Source organism: Promicromonospora sp. AC04 (assembly GCF_003058225.1).
Lineage (GTDB): Bacteria > Actinomycetota > Actinomycetes > Actinomycetales > Cellulomonadaceae > Promicromonospora.
The window spans coordinates 350,232-365,835 of sequence record NZ_QBUG01000004.1 but is presented as its reverse complement, the minus strand read 5'-3'; the positions used below and the strand labels follow the sequence as shown (position 1 = coordinate 365,835).

General features: G+C 74.3%; 13 protein-coding genes. 4 read left to right on the top strand and 9 right to left on the bottom strand.

Going from position 1 to position 15,604, the window contains the following annotated elements:
* Nucleotides 1–27 precede the first annotated feature (27 nt).
* A complete protein-coding gene (locus C8K30_RS13240; RefSeq protein ID WP_108493364.1) occupies nucleotides 28–1,632 on the top strand; it encodes a PLP-dependent aminotransferase family protein in 1,605 nt (534 codons plus the stop codon).
* Here the strand turns inward: C8K30_RS13240 and C8K30_RS13235 are convergent.
* Both C8K30_RS13235 and cofD read right to left on the bottom strand, forming a co-directional pair.
* Entirely contained in the window at nucleotides 1,629–2,369 is a 741-nt protein-coding gene (locus C8K30_RS13235; protein WP_108493363.1) for an NTP transferase domain-containing protein, read from the bottom strand. The genes C8K30_RS13240 and C8K30_RS13235 overlap by 4 nt on opposite strands.
* Nucleotides 2,366–3,325 carry a 2-phospho-L-lactate transferase gene (cofD, locus tag C8K30_RS13230; protein WP_108493362.1) on the bottom strand — a complete coding sequence of 320 codons (960 nt, stop codon included), beginning with the start codon at nucleotides 3,323–3,325 and terminating at the stop codon, nucleotides 2,366–2,368. Before cofD ends, C8K30_RS13235 begins: the two co-directional genes overlap by 4 nt.
* A gap of 31 nt (nucleotides 3,326–3,356) precedes the next feature.
* On the opposite strand from cofD, the gene C8K30_RS13225 reads away from it, so the two are divergent.
* On the top strand, nucleotides 3,357–3,680 hold the full coding sequence (locus C8K30_RS13225; protein ID WP_108493361.1) for a thiamine-binding protein: 324 nt from the start codon (nucleotides 3,357–3,359) through the stop codon (nucleotides 3,678–3,680).
* Nucleotides 3,681–3,703: 23 nt separating this feature from the next.
* Here C8K30_RS13225 and C8K30_RS13220 read toward each other — a convergent pair whose 3' ends face one another.
* Nucleotides 3,704–4,363 (bottom strand): LysE family translocator, encoded by a 660-nt coding sequence (locus C8K30_RS13220; RefSeq protein ID WP_108493360.1) that lies wholly within the window; start codon nucleotides 4,361–4,363, stop codon nucleotides 3,704–3,706.
* Between the two features lie 227 nt (nucleotides 4,364–4,590).
* Here C8K30_RS13220 and C8K30_RS13215 point away from each other — a divergent pair, with 227 nt between their 5' ends.
* Nucleotides 4,591–6,618 (top strand): hypothetical protein, encoded by a 2,028-nt coding sequence (locus C8K30_RS13215; protein ID WP_132235537.1) that lies wholly within the window; start codon nucleotides 4,591–4,593, stop codon nucleotides 6,616–6,618.
* Here the strand turns inward: C8K30_RS13215 and C8K30_RS13210 are convergent, their stop codons facing one another.
* The 6 genes from C8K30_RS13210 to C8K30_RS13185 form a co-directional block, all read right to left on the bottom strand.
* The gene (locus tag C8K30_RS13210; RefSeq protein ID WP_108493358.1) at nucleotides 6,619–7,653 is read right to left on the bottom strand and encodes a LacI family DNA-binding transcriptional regulator; all 1,035 of its coding nucleotides are present in this window, start codon (nucleotides 7,651–7,653) and stop codon (nucleotides 6,619–6,621) included.
* Between the two features lie 94 nt (nucleotides 7,654–7,747).
* A complete protein-coding gene (locus C8K30_RS13205) occupies nucleotides 7,748–9,430 on the bottom strand; it encodes a discoidin domain-containing protein (protein WP_199230468.1) in 1,683 nt (560 codons plus the stop codon).
* 143 nt (nucleotides 9,431–9,573) lie between these two features.
* Nucleotides 9,574–10,533: a zinc-binding dehydrogenase gene (locus C8K30_RS13200; RefSeq protein ID WP_108493357.1), complete on the bottom strand. Its 960-nt coding sequence runs from the start codon at nucleotides 10,531–10,533 to the stop codon at nucleotides 9,574–9,576.
* A 10-nt stretch (nucleotides 10,534–10,543) separates the two neighbouring features.
* A complete protein-coding gene (locus C8K30_RS30705; RefSeq protein WP_158281008.1) occupies nucleotides 10,544–11,770 on the bottom strand; it encodes a YncE family protein in 1,227 nt (408 codons plus the stop codon).
* 91 nt (nucleotides 11,771–11,861) lie between these two features.
* Entirely contained in the window at nucleotides 11,862–12,287 is a 426-nt protein-coding gene (locus tag C8K30_RS13190) for a VOC family protein (RefSeq protein ID WP_108493356.1), read from the bottom strand.
* Nucleotides 12,288–12,327: 40 nt separating this feature from the next.
* Complete coding sequence (locus C8K30_RS13185) at nucleotides 12,328–13,674, bottom strand: homoserine O-acetyltransferase (protein ID WP_233257168.1); 1,347 nt, start codon at nucleotides 13,672–13,674, stop codon at nucleotides 12,328–12,330.
* A gap of 380 nt (nucleotides 13,675–14,054) precedes the next feature.
* Here C8K30_RS13185 and C8K30_RS13180 point away from each other — a divergent pair, with 380 nt between their 5' ends.
* A complete protein-coding gene (locus tag C8K30_RS13180) occupies nucleotides 14,055–15,530 on the top strand; it encodes an NlpC/P60 family protein (protein WP_108493355.1) in 1,476 nt (491 codons plus the stop codon).
* Nucleotides 15,531–15,604 lie beyond the last annotated feature (74 nt).

Genomic DNA, 15,604 nt, shown 5'->3' with positions numbered 1-15,604 from the left:
ATCGGTCTGGTGCTACGGTCCAATGCCATGGCGACAGGCCAGACCAATTCCGCCGCCGACGTGCTGATCGCGCTCGCGCCCGGCCCGGGCGCGCTCCGGCACCGGCTGGAGGCGGCGCTCCTCGAGGACATCGCCTCCGGCCGCCTCGCACCCGGTACGGCGCTCCCGCCCAGCCGCACGCTCGCCGACGCCCTCGGCATCTCCCGCTGGGTGGTCACCGAGGCGTACGGGCACCTGGTGGGCAAGGGAATCCTCGACGCACGCACGGGCTCCGCGACCCGGGTCGCGGCACCCGTGCCCGACGGCGCTGCGGGCAGTCGGGCGGACGCCGGGCCGGGTCGCCCGGGTCGCCGGGCCGGCGGTGGGCCGACGGCGCAGGGGAGCCGGTCGCCGTCGGGCACCCTGCCGACGCCGGGCGAGGGGCTGTTGCCGGGCACGCGGCCGCCGTCGGGCACAAGCCTGGAGCACGCGCCGGACCGCGCGACGCACGACCTCGCGCCCGGGGTGCCCGACCTACGGCACGTCCCCCGCGAGGCCTGGCTGCGGGCGGCCCGCGACGCGCTCGCGGAGGCGACCAACCAGGACCTGGGTGCGCAGCCGCCGGCGGGGCACCCGGCGGCGCGGGCGGCGGTGGCGACCCACCTCCGGCGGGCGCGGATGGTGTCCGGGCCCGACGACGCCGTCGTGCTCACCCGGGGTGCGGCGGACGGCATGTCCCGGATCGCGGCGGCGCTGTCTGACGCCGGGCACACGCACCTGCTCGTCGAGGACCCGAGCTGGGCCGCGCTGCGCGACGTCGCCAGGGCCGCAGGCCTCACCCCCGTCCCGGTTCCGGTCGACGACGACGGCATCTCGACGGAACGGCTGCGCACGGAAGCCGCACGCACGGGCGCCCGGGCCGTGCTGCTCACCCCGGCGCACCAGTTCCCGCTCGGTGCGGTCCTGTCTGACGACCGGCGCGCGGAGCTGCTCGCCTGGGCGCGCGAGGTGGACGGGCTGGTGATCGAGGACGACTACGACGCCGACTTCCGCTACGACCGCCGGCCCGTGCCCGCCCTGCAGGGGCTCGACCCGGACCGGGTGCTGCTGCTCGGCTCGACGAGCAAGACCCTGTCGCCGGCGTTCGGGATCGGCTGGATGGTGGTGCCGCAGCGGTGGCGCGCCGCCGTGCTGGACGTGTCGGTGCGCCGCGGACCCACGCCCGGCCCGGCGACGCTGGACCAGCTCACGCTCGCGCGGTTCGTCGCCGACGGCGCGTACGCGCGGCACCTGCGCGCGGCCCGCACCCGCTACGCCCGACGCCGGGCCGCGCTCCTGGCCGCCCTCGACCGCGAGCTGCCCGGCGCGCGGGTCGGCGGGATCGCGGCGGGGATGCACGTGACGGTGGACCTGGCCGGGACCGACCTGCCCGGGGGCGAATCGGGCGGCGTCGGCCGGCCCGACGTCGACGCCGCCGCCGTCGTGCGCGAGGGGGCCGCACGGGACGTCGCCCTGGTCGACCTGCGCCGGTACCAGGCGGCGCCGTCGGCCAGGTCGACGGTGCTGGTCGTCGGCTACGGGAACCTGGCCGACGCGCGGCTGGAGGAGGCGCTGCGGAGCCTGCGCGCGGCGGTAGACGCCGCCACGCGCTAGAGCAGGCCGGGCACCTGCTGACCGACGGCGGAGCGGACCTCGTCCGGGAGCTGCGACCAGTCGTCGACGGTGTCCAGGTCGACCGCGGTGCCCGGCCGCTGCACGACAGTCGCGCCCAGACCGTGGGCCTCGGCCTCCGCGAGATGCGCCGCCAGCGAGCCGTCGCCGAATCGGAACCGGAACCCGGCGCTCGCGACCCCGAAGGGCAGGAGCAGGAGGTTGGTGCCCGAGCGGTTGCGGTCGGTCGCGACGACGACCGGGGCCTCCTCGGCGAGGATCGCCGCCACGTCCGCGGGGGTCAGTGCCGGCAGGTCGGCGTGCGCGACGAGGAGGCGGCCGTCCTCGGGGGCTTGCGCCCCGGGCGCCGCGGCTCCTGACGTCCCGGCATCGCTTGCCTCGAGGACCGTCCGCCCGGCATCGCCCGCCGCGAGGACGGAGCGGGCATGCTCCAGGGCCGCGTTCAGCCCGGGCCGGTCGCCGGGCTGCTCCAGCACCCTGACCTCCAGCCCGGCCAGCGTCTCCCGAGTGAAGACCGGGTCCGCCGTCACCACCACAACCCGCTCGATCCCGTCGGCGGCGAGCAGCGTGGTCACCACGTGCCGGGCCAGCACGCGGATGAGGCGCCGCCGCGAACCGGCGTCGAGCACCGCGGCCAGCCGCGACTTGCCGGAGACGCCGTCGCGGAGCGGGACCACCGCCGTGGTGCGCCGGCCCTGCCGCGGGGCGGCGCCGCTCACGCGAGCGCCAGCAGCTCGCGGGCCAGGCGCTCGCGGCCGGGCGGGCCGCCCATGATCGTGTCGGTGACGTGCACCGTCAGGCCGAGGTCGGCGACGGCGCCGGCGAGGTTCGCGTCGCGCTCGTCGATCACCATGACGTCCACGAGGCCCGCGTAGATCCGGGCCACGCCCAGGGCGGAGACCTCGTGCCCCAGCGACTCCAGGATCTGGGCGGCCGGGCCCTTGATCGCCTGGCCCCCCACGATGGGGCTGACCGCCACGCGTCGGCCGGGGGCGTCCGTCAGGGCCTGACGCACCCCCGGCACCGCGAGGAGCGGCTCGATGGACAGGAACGGGTTCGACGGCGCGAGCACCACCAGCTCGGCGGCCAGGGCGTCGAGCACGCCGGGGGCGGGGCGGGCGGCGTCGGCCCCTTCGAAGTGCAGGCCGAGGACGGCGTCCGCATGCTGCCGTCCCACGAAGTACTCCTGGAACCCGAGCCGGCCGGACGGGGTGTCGACCAGGGTGGCGAGGTGGTCGTCCGTGGCGGGCAGGACGCGCGGGCGGACGCCCATCGAGGCGGCCAGGTGCGCCGTGACGGCGGACAGCGGATCGCCGCGGCGCAGACGCGCGGTGCGCACGATGTGGGTGGCGAGGTCGCGGTCGCCGAGCGTGAACCACGTGTCCTCGCCGAGGTCCTTCAGCGCCGACAGGGTCGCGTACGACTCGCCGCGCAGGCCCCAGCCGCGGTCCTCGTCGTTCAGCTCGGCGAGGGTGTAGAGGACGGTGTCGATGTCGGGGGAGATGGCGAGGCCGTGGAGCTCGGTGTCGTCGCCGACGTTCACGATGACGGTGAGGGCCTGGGCCGGTGAGCTGGTCTGGGTCGATGCATTGGCGGGTGCCGCGCCGAGCGCGAGATCGAGGCCGTGCGCGAGCCGCGCACCGCCGACCCCGCCCGCGAGGAGGGTGACGTTCACGCGTCGAGCGTACGCGGGGCAGTATGGGCACATGGCTGTCTTCGCGTTCTCCGTCGCCCCCATGACCGCAGGCGAGTCCGTCGCCGACCAGGTTGCCGAGGCTGTCCGCATCGTCCGGGAATCGGGGCTCCCGAACCGGACCACCTCGATGTTCACCGAGATCGAAGGATCCTGGGACGAGGTGATGCCGGTGATCCAGCGCGCCACCGACTCCGTCGCGCGCGGCGGGCACCGCGTGTCCCTCGTGATCAAGGCCGATATTCGTCCGGGTGCGCCGGGCGGGCAGATCGACAGCAAGATCGCCCGGGTCGAGGAGCGGCTCGCCGCCGACGAGTCGGAGACGGGCCACTCCTAGCGTCCCTGTGCGCTGGGCGGGCGTCAGGGCAGGAGCATGACGACCGCCAGGGCCAGCATCAGGCCCGACGACGCCAGCGCCGTGCCCAGCCGGCCGCGCGGCCCCGACAGCACCCGGCCGAGCAGCGTCCCGCCGAGGGCCAGCGCGAGCTGCCACGACGCGGACGCCACGAACGCGGCGACCCCGAACACGGCGGCGACCAGGGTGCGGCCGGCCGGGTCGGCGTCGGGCAGCAGCGCGCCGCCCGTCACGACGACCGCGAAGAACAGGACAGTGCCCGGGTTGATCGCCGTGATCGCGACGAACCGCGCGAAGGCGCGCGGCGCGCTGAGCGGGTCCGCCCGCGCCTCGCCGCCCGACGCCGTCCGTTCCCGCCACGCGGTCCGCGCACCACGGGCGGCCAGCACCACGAGCACGAGGGCGGACGCGATTCGCAGCGGCCCCTCGACCGGCTGCACCAGCCCGGCGACAAGCGTGCCGAACAGGCCGGTGATCAGGGCGTAGCCGCCGTCGACAACGGCGATCCCGAGCGCTCCGGCCGCGCCGACCCGCCACGGATGCCGGGCGGCGAGCCCCACGAGGTAGGACGCGACGGGCCCCACGGGAAGGGCGACTGCGTACCCGGCGACGACACCGGCGATCAGGACCGGCCACAGCGTCGTCACCGACGCCGCGGCGCTCATCGCTGTGCCTGGTGGCACCTCCCCGAGCCGCGCACCTGCTGGCCCGCGACGGAAGGTCGCCGGGTCAGGAAGGCAGGGGCGTGGGTCGTAGTCATGGCGGAAAGCCTAGGAGAGCCCCGCCTCCGGGGACAAGTATCACTACACCTTCACCCCGGTGTTTCCGCTCGCTTGCGCCGGACCTTTAGGCTAAGGCGGACCGATGCCGCAGGACCCGGGGAGATCACGAGATGCCATTGTTCGAGGTCGACACCCAGCGGCCCCTCCTCGTCACGTCCGCCAACGGCGCAGACGGCGCGGAACCAGGTCTCAAGACCACGGCAAACCAGGTGGTCGACTCGCACATCGACGGGCTCCTCGGCGAAGAGGTCTTCCCGATCGCGCAGGGTTCCGGCCCCGACGAGCCGCACCTGCTCGCGCTCGACGCGTCGGGCTCGCCCGTCGTGGTGGAGCTGGTGGCCGACCTCGACCGGGAGAACCTCGCCAAGGCGCTCGACCATGCCGGCGCGGCCGGCCGGCTCACGCGGTCCGACCTCGCGGCCCGCTACAGCGGCGGGGCGAGCTCGTTCCAGCACGACGTCGCCGCGTTCTACGACAGCGTGCCCATCACCCGCACGCAGGCGGGGAAGAACAGCGGCAACGGCGCGCGGCTCATCATCATCTGCCAGAACGCGCCCGACGAGATCCTCAACGCGGTCGACTTCCTGCGCCAGCCGACGATGCCCGTCGAGGTGCTGAAGATGGGGGTCGTGAACTCGAACGACGGCCGCAAGTTCCTCGACGTGTCGCCGCTCGTGGTGCACCTGCCGCCCGGCCTGCCCGCGCCGAAGTCGGCGCCGATCGGCGGCGCGATCACGAGCTCGCTGGAGGGTTCGGTCAGCAGCTCGATGGACACGGGCGTCACCGGCGGGGTCGCGGGCGGCTCCGCGGCGCCCAAGGACGCCTTCGAGGAGGGCGTCAAGGTCGGCTACGCCCTCACGGGCAAGATGCCGGTCGTCGCGCAGGCGCCGCAGGCCCGCTCCGGCCGCTCCGCCGCGCAGCAGTCGCCGTCGGCCGACAACCCGTCCTCCGGGCCGACCAACGCGGCGACCGGCCTGCGATCGAGCCTCCGCGGGGGCGCGCAGCGCGGTGCGCCCGAGCGTGCCGGCACCCGCGCCGCCCGCCGGGCCCAGGCCGCGGCCGCCACGTCCGACGCCGCACCGGCCCCGAGCGGTCCGGCTGCCCCGAGCGACGAGAGCGCGCCGAGCGCCCCGGTCTCCCGGGTGCGCCCCGGCGCGGACTCCCGCCCGACGCCGAGCACCCCGCCGCGCCTCGCCGCGAGCCGCTCCTCGCTCGGCGACGCCGGCGCGCCGGCACGCGTCGAGACTCCCGCCGAGCCGACGCCGTCGGTGCGTCGCCGCTCGCGCACCGACCGGTTCACGGCGTCGGCCCAGCCGGACGAGCCGGCGGCGGCGTCGGCGTACCCGGCGTCGGACCCGACGCCGTCCGCCCAACAGGGCTACTCGCCGGCGCCCGTGCCGCAGCCGCCGGCCGAGCAGAACCTGTGGCAGCCCGCGGCCTACGAGGAAGCGCCCGCCTACGCCGGGGCGCCCGCGAACGAGCCGATCGACTTCGACGTCACCATGCCCCGGTACGAACGGGAGCCCGCCTACAACAGCGCGGAGTCGTCCTTCGCGCCGGCTCCCGCACCCGCCCCCGCCGCGCCGGGGTACGGCTACACCCCCGAGGCTCCCCCCGGGTACGGCGACCAGGACGGTTACGGCTACGGCGAGCAGCCCGGCTACGAGCCGCCCTACGCCGACAATGCTGCCCCGGTCGTGACGGAACAGAGCCCGTGGGAGTCCGGCGGCTACATGGCGGGCCCGGACGACGGCTACGCCCAGACGGCGTTCGCCGCGGACCCGTACCCGTCGAGCGCCCCCGAGGCGCCGGCCCGTCCCGTGCCGCCGGGCGAGAGCATCCGGGCCAGCACCCCGATGCTGTTCGAGGAGGAGGACGACCCCGACCTCGAGGCGCTCGCCCGCAGCCTGGGCACGCCCACCCGCATCGTGTGGTCGCGCCCGCGGCGCAACCAGCACTTCGAGGCGACGCTCCTGCCGGACGGCTCGATCGAGCTGGCCAACGGCGCCCGATACCGGCACCCGGACTCGGCCGCCACTGCCGCATCGGGCTCGTACACGGCCGACGGCTGGAGCGTGTGGCGCATCGGTGACACCGGCCCCACGCTGGTGGAGGAGTTCTCCCGCCGGTTCGCCTGATCAGCCCGACGCGCGCACCACGAGCTCGGGCACGAAGGTCTCCGACCCGCCCGCGGTGTCGCCGTCGAGCTCGGCGAGCAGGAGCCGTGCCATGGCGTTCGCCATGTCCTCGACGGGCTGACGTACGGTCGTGAGCGGCGGGTGGGCCTGCGCGGCGACGCTCGAGTCGTCGAACCCCACCACCGCGACGTCCTGCGGTACGTCCCGGCCGGCGGTGCGGAGCGCGGTCGAGACGCCGTCGGCCATGAGGTCGTTCGCCGCGAAGACGCCGTCGACGTCGGGCCGCGCGGCCAGCAGCGTGCGGGCCGCGGCCTCGCCGCCCGGGCGAGTGAAGTCGGAGGTGACCACCTCGGGTTCGCGCAGGCCCGCCGCACGCACCCCGGCAAGGAACCCCTGCAGCCGAGCGTGCCCGAACGGCGCGTCGGGCGGCCCGGCGACCACCGCGAGCCGCGTGCGCCCGGACCCGGCGAGGTGCTGGGCGGCGAGGCGACCGCCGGCAGCTTGGTCCAGGTCGACCCAGGCCACGCCGGGCAGTGTGGTCCGGGTCGACAGCACCAGCGGCACGGCGAGCGCGGCCAGCCGGCCCGGCAGCGGGTCGGCGGTGCTGGACGTGATGAGCAGGACGCCGTCGACGTGCCCCTGCCGCACGTACCGCACCACCTGGTCGTGGGCGGGCGGGTCGGCGGGGATGATCGCGAGGTGGATGTCGCGGGGCCGCAGCACCGCTTGCGCCCCGGCGGTCACGCGCCCCACGTACGGGTCGGTGAAGAGCCGTTCGAGGAACGGCAGCGGCGAGCGCTGCTCCGGCGGCTCCGACACGACGAGGGCTACCGAACCGGTGCGGCGCGTCACCAGCGACCGGGCCGCGAGGTTCGGCACGTAGCCGGTCTGCTCTATCGCCCGGCTCACGACCTCGACGATCTCGGGGTCCACCGTCGGCACCCCGTTGATCACCCGCGACACGGTCGCACGCGAGACCCCCGCGACGGAGGCCACGGCCTCCAGGGTGGGCCGTGCGGAACGTTCGGGCTGCATCCCGCCAGTTATACCCGAGGTGCCCGACGGCGGAGTGGTCGCCTCCTCTGGAAGGTGACCACTCCGGCGTCGGGTACCTCGGGCGGTGGGCGGACTACTGGTAGACGCGCACGTAGTCCACGAGCATCCGGGACGGGAACGGCGTGGCGGCGTCGGGCGGGCCGGGCCAGTCACCGCCGACCGCGAGGTTGAGGATCATGTAGAAGTCGTGGTCGTAGACCCAGGGGCCGCGGGTGGACTCCACGGTGTCCCGGTCGGCGTAGAAGACGTCGCGCCCGTCGAGCGAGAACTGGATGCCCGCGCTGCCCCACTCGGCGGCCCAGGTGTGGAAGCCGTCCGAGATCTTCGAGCCGTCGGGCAGGGTGTATGAGCCGCCGTAGCCGCCGCCGCCGTTGTACGCCGGGGCGTGCAGGGTGGAGTAGGCGGTGGTCGGGGTCTGGCCGATGAACTCCATGATGTCGATCTCCCCGTTGTAGGGCCACGGGCGGCCGTCGAGGAAGTCGGAGCCCATCATCCAGAACGCCGGCCACAGGCCGCGGCCCTCGGGGACCTTCACGCGGGCCTCGAACCGGCCGTACTGGGTGTTGAACGTGCCCGACGTGTTCATGCGGTGCGACGTGTACTGCCGCCCGTCGCGGTCCTCGCGCCGGGCCTCGAGCACGAAGTTGCCCTGGCCGTCGTGGAACCCGTTGCCGCTCGGGGTGTAGACCTCCAGCTCGTTGTTCGCAGGCAGGCCGGGGTCGATGGTCCAGCGGGACGTGTTGGCGGGGGTGCCCGCAGCACCGTCGAACTCGTCGCTCCACACCAGGTCGAGGTTGTCGAAGTCCGGGTCGGCGGGCTCGGCCGGGGGCGTGGTGGGCGCGCCACCCGTGCCGTAGACCTGGAACTCCCACAGCGAGTAGCCGTAGGGGCCGCTCCGGTCGCGCATGTGCACGCGCACGTGCCGGCCGTCGGCGTCGAGCGGGACCGTCTGCTTGAAGCCGGTGCCGGTCGTGGTGGTGTGCACGGTGCGCCACGTGGTGCCGTTGTCGGACACCTCGATGTCGAAGGCGGTCGCGAACGCCGGGTCCCACTGCAGCACGACGCTGCTGACGTGCGCGGCGGCCCCGAGGTCGACGGCGATCCAGCCCTCGTCGACCCAGCCCGTTTCGGGGCTGACGGCCCAGCGGCTGGCGGGGTCGAGGTCGAACGCCTTGTCGGGGGAGCAGAGCCAGCACGCGCCGTCGTTCTGCGAGCTGGAGGCGCTGCCGGCCTTGTCGTAGGACAGCAGGGCCGCCTCGCCGGGCACGGAGCCGCCCGGGCCGAACGCCTGCAGCTCCCACAGGGAGACGCCCCACTGCGTGGCCCGCTGGGTGGCCCACAGGCGCAGGTAGCGGCCGCTCCCGTCGACGTCGAGGTTCTGGTCCCCGCCGGTTCCGGTGGTGGTGGAGTAGATGGTGGACCACGCGGCGCCGTCGGCCGAGGTCTCGATGCGGAAGCCGGACGCGTACGCCGTCTCCCAGTCGAGGACCACCCGGTCGATGGCCTGGACGGAGCCCAGGTCGACGCGGATCCACTGGTTGTCGGCGGCGGCGCTGGACCAGCGGGTGCCGGGATCGCCGTCGACGGCGCCGGCGCCGGTGCTCCAGTCGAACTCGGTGCTGGACGTGGTGACCGTCCGGCCCTGGGAGAGCGGTACGTCGGCGGCGGAAGCCGTCGTGACCTGGGTGATCGCGCCCAGGGTGAGGAGGGACGCGGCGGTTGTCGCTGCCGCGAGCAGGCGGAGGTGTCTGCGCATCTGACGTGCTCCTTCGAACGTCGGGCTGGCACTATGAGCGCCGAGAGAGCGCTCTCTGACACTGTCGCGGACACGGCGGACCCAGGTCAAGAGTTTCGGCGGAACTTGCTGACCGACCTGTAAGCGAACGACTCAGGGCCGGCTCAGGGCCGGACGACTACCTTGCCGAACTGGCTGCCCTCGTTGAGCCGGGCCAGCCCCTCGGCGGCCTTCTCCAGCGACACCTCGGCGTCGATCACCGGGCGCACGCCGGTGCGGGCGCAGAACCGGGCGAGCGCGCCGAGGTCGTCCCGCGAGCCCATGGTGACGCCCTGCACCCGGATCTCCTGGAAGAAGATGCGGGTCAGCTCGGCCGCGGGAGCGTCGCCCGACGTCGCGCCGCAGACCAGCACCGACCCGCCCGGCCGCACCGAGCGGATCGAGTGGGCCCACGTCGCCTGGCCCACGGACTCGAGGACGGCGTCAACGCGGGCCGGTAGGCGCGCGCCGGTCTCGACGGCGCCCGCCGCGCCCAGCGCGACGGCCCGCTCGCGCTTCTCGGCGGAGCGCGACGTCACCCAGACCTCCAGGCCGGCCGCCGCACCCAGCGTGACCGCCGCCGTCGCGAGCCCGCCGCCCGCGCCCTGCACCAGCACGCGGTCGCCGGGGGTGAGGCCGCCCGCCGTGAACAGCATGTTGTACGCGGTGAGCCACGCCGTCGGGAGGCACGCGGCCTCCTCGAACGAGAGCTCGGCGGGCTTCGGCACGAGGTTCGCCGTCGGCACCGCCACGCGCTCGGCGAGGGTCCCGGGGTAACGCTCCGAGAGCAGCGACCGCGGCTCCTTCGGCCCGACGCCGTGGCCGTCGGCCCCGATGACGCCGTGCACGATCACCTCGGTCCCGTCCGGGGCCACGCCCGCGGCGTCGGTGCCGAGGATCATCGGCAGCTGCTGCTCGCGCAGGCCCACGCCGCGCAGCGACCACAGGTCGTGGTGGTTCAGGCTCGCGGCCCGGACGTCCACCGTGGTCCAGTGCTCCACGGCCTCCGGTTCGGGGCGATCACCCACCTCCAGGCCGTCGAGCGGGCTGTCGGGCGAGACGCGGGTCACGTAGGCGGCAAGCATGCGGCCGACCCTAACCGACCCCGGACCAGCCGGCCGGGACGGTACCCAGCCGCACCCGCTGCGGGTGGTCGCCCACCGGTACCGAGGTGACCTTCTGCCCGGTCCCGAAGTCGATGGACGTCACCTGGTCGGCCGCCGACTCCGAGACGACGCAAGCGGTGCCGTCACCGGTCACGGTGGACCAGTACGGCTTGGCGACGTCGACCAGCGGCCCCTCCTCGAGCGTGGCTCGGTCCACGACCACCGCGTAGTCGTCCATGGTCCCGGCGACGCAGAGGTGCTCGCCCGTGGGCTGCATGGTGAGGCCGTGGTGGCGCGAGTCGTTGACCATCTCGTCGCGGCGGCCCTCGAAGACGCGCGGCAGGGTCTTGACCCGCGTGATGCGGTCGCTCGCGACGTCGTGCTCCAGGAACCCGCCGAAGAACGACACCTGGAAGTACAGCTTCGACTCGTCGGGGCTGAAGGTGGCGGGGCGGACGGCGTCGGACAGCGCGCCCAGCCCGGCGTCGTCGAGCCGGTCGCGCATGTCGATCTCGCGCACCACCTCGAACGTCTCGGCGTCGGCGACGGTGATGACGCGGTCGCCCTTGAGGAAGTCGAGCGCCGGGTCGTCGAGGTCGTTGTTGACCTCGCCGATCGACATGTTCCAGATCAGCCCGTCGGCCGTGTAGATGTTCTCGTGCGGCTTGTCGCCAGTGGGGAACGAGCCGGCCTCGGCGCCGGTCTCGATGTCGAGCACGTGGACGGTGTTCCCGGTCGACGCCGAGACCGCGACCTGCGTCCCGTCCGGCGACACGGCCATGTGGTCGGCCCGCAGGCCCGACACCGGGAACCGCCACTCGACCTCGCCGGTGGCGAGGCTGATCGAGACGACGTCGGCGAAGCTCGGCCGCGACACCACCAGGGACGAGCCGTCGGGCGTGGTGTACATGTCGTCCGCGAACTGGTCGTGGCCCTCGCCCACCGTCTCCCGGATGACCAGGAAGGCCGCCAGCCGGACCGGGTCGCGGTAGATCTCGCGCATCCGCTCGGCGCGGTCGGGGATCACGTTCACCTGCCCGACCGGCGTGAGGTCCGCGCCCGACGACAGGACGGAGGCGGTGCCGTCCCAGTTGTTCGCGACGAACAGGACCTCCCGTGCCGGCGGATCGGCCTGGGCCGGGGACGACGCCACGATCGCGCCGGAGGTCACGAGGCCGAGGGCCATCAGGATGGAGAGTGCACGGCGCTGTGTCACTGGACGCTCCTCTTCGTCGGGCCGGTCGGCGTCGACCGGCCCGACGAAGGTTACTGGAGCCAGGTTCAGTAGCGGAAGTTCACCCGGCGAATCACTCGGTCCCGATGTTGAACATCCAGGAGATGCCGTACTTGTCGGTGAGCGCCCCGTAGTAGTCGCCCCACGGCGCGAGCTCGAGCGGCTGGCCCGGCGTCCCGCCGTCGGACAGCTTGTCGAAGGCGCCCTTGATGTACTCGTGGTCCTCCGCGCCGCCCGACAGGGAGACGGTGACGCCGCTGGTGGGCGCCACGTACTCCATGAACGACGGCGTGTCCGACGCCATGATCGTGAGGCCACCCGGGGTGTCGAGCTGCCCGTGCATGACGAGGTCCTTGTCCTCGTCGGGAGTGGGCATCCCCTCCATCGGGGTTCCACCGAACGTGCTGACGTCGAGCTCACCGCCGAGCACGGACTGGTAGAAGTCCAGGGCATCCTTGGCCTCGGACTTGAAGCTGAGGTACGGATTGAGCTTTGCCATACGACCAAGTTATGCCCGGGGCCCACGAACCGCGCGATGGTTACCCGAGGAACTCGCTGACCATCGGGCCGATCTGGTCCGCCTCGACCAGGAAGCCGTCGTGGCCCACGTCGCTCGTCACGATCCGCAGCGACTCCGCTCCCGGGATCCACTGCGCCAGCCGGGCCGACTGCTCGGGCGGGAACAGCCGGTCGCTGTCCACGGCCACCACCAGGGTGCGCGCGGTGACCTGGCTGAGCGCGGCCTCGACGCCGCCGCGGTCGCGGCCCAGGTCGTGCGACAGCATGGACTCGGTGAGCACCAGGTAGGAGTTGGCGTCGAACCGGCGGGCCAGCTTGTCGCCGTGGTGCTCCAGGTACGACTGCACGGCGAACCGCCCGCCCGCGAACGGGTCCTCGCCGCCCTGTGGCAGGCGGCCGAAGCGCTGGTCCAGCTCGTAGCCCGTGCGATACGTCGTGTGCGCGATCTGGCGTGCGATACCCAGGCCGGTGTGCGGGCCGTCGTCGTCGGCCGCGTCGTAGTAGTCGCCGTCGCGGAACCGCGGGTCCACGCGGATCGCGGCAAGCTGCGGGTGCGCCCACGCGATCTGGTCCCCGCCGGTCTGGGCCGTCGTCGCGATCGCGGCGACGTTACGCACCCCGACGCCGGCCTCCGGCCCGAGCAGCGCCCACTCGAGCACGCGCAGCCCGCCCATGGACGCGCCGATCACGAGCTCCCAGGACCGGATCCCGAGCTCGCGGGTCAGTGCGATCTCCACGGCCACCTGGTCGCGGGTGGTGATGTAGGGGAAGCGGCCGCCCCACGGGCGCCCGTCGTCGGCAGCCGACGACGGTCCGGTGGTGCCCTGGCAGCCGCCGAGCACGTTGGGCGCCACCACGAAGTACCGGTCGGTGTCGATGGGCTTGCCCGGGCCGACCATCTGCGCCCACCAGCCGTCGGTCACGTGCCCCGGCCCGGCGTCGCCCGTCACGTGCGAGTCGCCGGTGAGGGCGTGCAGCACCAGCACGGCGTTCGAGCCGTCGGTATCCAGGGTGCCCCAGGTCTCGTAGGCCACGCGCACGGCGGGCAGCCGTCCGCCGGCCTCCAGCTCGAACGCGCCGACGTCGGCGAACTGACGGTGCCCGGGGTCGCCGTCCTCCCGCCACGCACCGCTCGCGGGCACCGGTGGCTTGCTCCGCGCGCGCGAGGTCGCGGTGACGCCGTTGCTGCTCACCTCGCTGCCGGACGTCGGCGTGGTCTCCCCGGGCGACGGCGTCGCCCCGGCTGCTGCCGCGGCCGAAGCCGCGGACGCCGGGGCCGCCGTGGCCGGGAAGGCGACGCGGGCCTCGTGGACCGGGGCGTGTGCGGTGCGGGCGCCCTGGGCGGCCGGCGGGGTGTGGATGGCCATGTCGCTCCTGCGGCTCGGGGTGGTGTGCTCGGTACTGGCTTGCCTCGTGGGCGTGTGCGCAGTGGTCCGCGGAACGCGCGGCTGGGTCCGTCGATGGGCTCGGGCCGGTCGTGGGCAGGCGAACGTGGCGCTGGTTGTCAGTGGCACATTCGACGACTCATGCCTGGGACCGTAACCCGCGCCGCGCGCGGGTGGAACCGGCGTCTTGCAGTACGAGACCACGATGCGAGACGCGCGATACAGGAATGCGGTGCGGGACGGGGGCTCTCCGGATGCGCGAATCGGATGCTCGGGGCACATTTGGACCGGTAACAACGGAGTGATTCACAGGATCTGCGCAAGGCGACACGCCGGACAGTGTGCGGATCGAAAGGGGGATCATGGGGCGGATCCGAGGTCTGGACGAGTCGGCCGGTCACTGGGCGGGCCTGACGGGCAGGGCTGCGGCGCACCGGGCCGCCGTGTCCGAGAGGCACGGGCACGGCACCGTGCTGGTGCTCCGCGCGCTGGGCGCCGCAGTCCTCGCACTCGCTCTGGTGTTCCCCTGGGGTCCGGTCGCCGAGGCGGACCCGCCCGCTGATCCGCCCACCGCCGCGGACGCCCAGGCGGCCCGCGACGCGGTCGACGCCGGGACCCTCGATGTCCAGCAGGCCGAGTCCGCGCTCGAGGCGCTCCGCGCGGAGCTTGCGGCCGCCCAGGTCCGTGTGCAGGTGGCGGCGGCCGACTACGCCGAGGCGCAGCTGGCCGTCGAGCTGGCCGAGCGGGAGGTGGCCGCGGCCCGGTCCGTCGTCGAGAAGGCGCGCAAGGGCGAGGCGGCGGCGCGCACGAGCCTGGCCGAGGTGTACCGGGCGTCGGCGCGCGATGCCGACCTGGGGCCGCTCGGCGTCGCCCTCGAGGCGGACTCGGTTCCCGACATGGTGGGCCGCAGCGCGGCGGAGCGCGCCGTGCAGCGCAAGCTCAGCGGGGCCCTCGCCGCGTACCAGGACGCGCGCGCCTCCTCGGAGTCCGCCGACGCCCGGTGGACGGCCGCGAAGAAGGAGCTCGCCGCCGCCGCCGGGCGGGCCCAGACCGCGTTCGACGCCGCCCAGACCGCCGCGGCCGACCTCGAGGCGCGCACCAGGGCCGCCGAGGCGGAGCGGACGGCCCTGGTCGAGCGGCTCGCGCAGCTGCGGCAGACCAGCGTCCAGATCGAGCGGGAACGGGAGGCGGCCAGGGCCGCCGCCGCGGAGGCCGCGCGGGAGGCTGCGGCCAAGGCCGAGCTCGAACGGCAGCAGGAGGCCCGCGACGAGGCCCGCGCGCGGGTGCGCGCGGACGAGGCCGAGCGCGAGGCTCCGGCGGACTCGGGTGGCTCCGGCGGGTCGGACGACGGCGACCCGCCGCCGTCGGGCAGCGGGCCGGTGCCCGCGCCGGAACCTGCGCCTGCGCCGAAACCTGCGCCCGAACCCGCGCCGGTCGGTCCGCCCACCTCGGGTGTGACGGTCGGGTCGGCCGGCCGGGGGATCGGCGCGGTGGCCTGGGCGCGGACCAAGATCGGGGCGCCGTACCTGCTCGGCGCGGCGGGCCCGTCCTCCTACGACTGCTCGGGCCTGACGATGATGTCGTGGGCGAGCCAGGGCGTGAACATCACGCGGACGTCGCGGTCGCAGTACCTGGCGGTCGGCAAGGTGGACTACGGGTCGCTACGGGCCGGTGACCTCATCTTCTACGGCTCGAACCCGAGCGACCCGGCGTCGATCTACCACGTGGCCATGTACACGGGCGGCGGCACGATGCTCGAGGCGACGCTGCCGGGGCACCCGCTGTCGGAGAGCCCGCTCCGCCTCTCGAACGCCATGCCGTACGCGGGCCGCCCGTAGTCCCCGGAAATGCCAGACGCACAGGTCACTCCGGTGACCTGTGCGTCTGGCATTTCCGGGGACTACGGCCCGGT

Excerpts from the sequence above, each read along its gene's own strand:
- C8K30_RS13240 (WP_108493364.1), top strand. The coding sequence starts at position 28 with ATGGCGACAGGCCAGACCAATTCCGCCGCCGACGTGCTGATCGCGCTC.
- C8K30_RS13225 (WP_108493361.1), top strand. The coding sequence starts at position 3,357 with ATGGCTGTCTTCGCGTTCTCCGTCGCCCCCATGACCGCAGGCGAGTCC.
- C8K30_RS13220 (WP_108493360.1), bottom strand. The coding sequence starts at position 4,363 with ATGAGCGCCGCGGCGTCGGTGACGACGCTGTGGCCGGTCCTGATCGCC.
- C8K30_RS13215 (WP_132235537.1), top strand. The coding sequence starts at position 4,591 with ATGCCATTGTTCGAGGTCGACACCCAGCGGCCCCTCCTCGTCACGTCC.
- C8K30_RS13210 (WP_108493358.1), bottom strand. The coding sequence starts at position 7,653 with ATGCAGCCCGAACGTTCCGCACGGCCCACCCTGGAGGCCGTGGCCTCC.
- C8K30_RS13205 (WP_199230468.1), bottom strand. The coding sequence starts at position 9,430 with ATGCGCAGACACCTCCGCCTGCTCGCGGCAGCGACAACCGCCGCGTCC.
- C8K30_RS13200 (WP_108493357.1), bottom strand. The coding sequence starts at position 10,533 with ATGCTTGCCGCCTACGTGACCCGCGTCTCGCCCGACAGCCCGCTCGAC.
- C8K30_RS13190 (WP_108493356.1), bottom strand. The coding sequence starts at position 12,287 with ATGGCAAAGCTCAATCCGTACCTCAGCTTCAAGTCCGAGGCCAAGGAT.
- C8K30_RS13185 (WP_233257168.1), bottom strand. The coding sequence starts at position 13,674 with ATGGCCATCCACACCCCGCCGGCCGCCCAGGGCGCCCGCACCGCACAC.
- C8K30_RS13180 (WP_108493355.1), top strand. The coding sequence starts at position 14,055 with ATGGGGCGGATCCGAGGTCTGGACGAGTCGGCCGGTCACTGGGCGGGC.